Below are 614 nucleotides of genomic sequence, written 5' to 3'. Positions count from 1 at the left end.
CTTTGAAGTCTTATCAACGTCGTCTGTTGTTCAGCATCAACCGTAAAAGTGCTTTCAATCACACCACTCGTATCGGATAAATATTCACGCACACGCTGCATCATCACACGGGCGCTATTATTCACGCTGCTAGGGCGCTGTCCTTTTGACCAATCAATCAAATCATCACAATAGGCATTCAAGGAGGCATTTAAAGACCAATCATAGATCGTCGACATTTTAACCTCATGTCTTAATCGCAAACAGAACACTCACATTTACTGGACGCGTCTCGCCTTCACCAGTGCTCTCCAAAACAACCTCTTGGCTCTCATCAAGAGTATGAGAACTTACAATGTAGCCTCCTAAATTCTCACGCTCTATGCCCATAAAATTCGCTAGAGAGCTCCCCCCAAACAAGCCTAGACGATAGCCCAACACATCCGTCGTATTCCCATCCCAAAAGTTTTCGTTGCTGGTAAAATGAGACATCGAAAGGCTCTGTCCTTGATGTTGGTGAGACTCGATTAAATCTGTTTGCACACTTGCAAAAGAACGCCCCTCATCAATATTGCGCCCTCCATCAACACCCCGTAAAAACATCCCTCGAAAATCGGGAACATTAAATGTCGTAA

Annotated in this window: 2 pseudogenes; both read right to left on the bottom strand. The window is 44.5% G+C overall.

Annotation, left to right across the window (positions count from 1 at the left end):
- A pseudogene (locus ACFIKD_RS09750) lies at positions 1 to 218 on the bottom strand (phage tail protein); the annotation flags it as partial.
- 7 nt (positions 219 to 225) lie between these two features.
- Positions 226 to 614, bottom strand: a pseudogene (locus ACFIKD_RS09745) (phage tail protein); the annotation flags it as partial.

Origin of the sequence: Bartonella sp. CR84HXZ (assembly GCF_042194535.1) — a bacterium.
GTDB lineage: Bacteria > Pseudomonadota > Alphaproteobacteria > Rhizobiales > Rhizobiaceae > Bartonella > Bartonella grahamii.
This window is presented reverse-complemented; position numbering and strand designations above follow the sequence as displayed.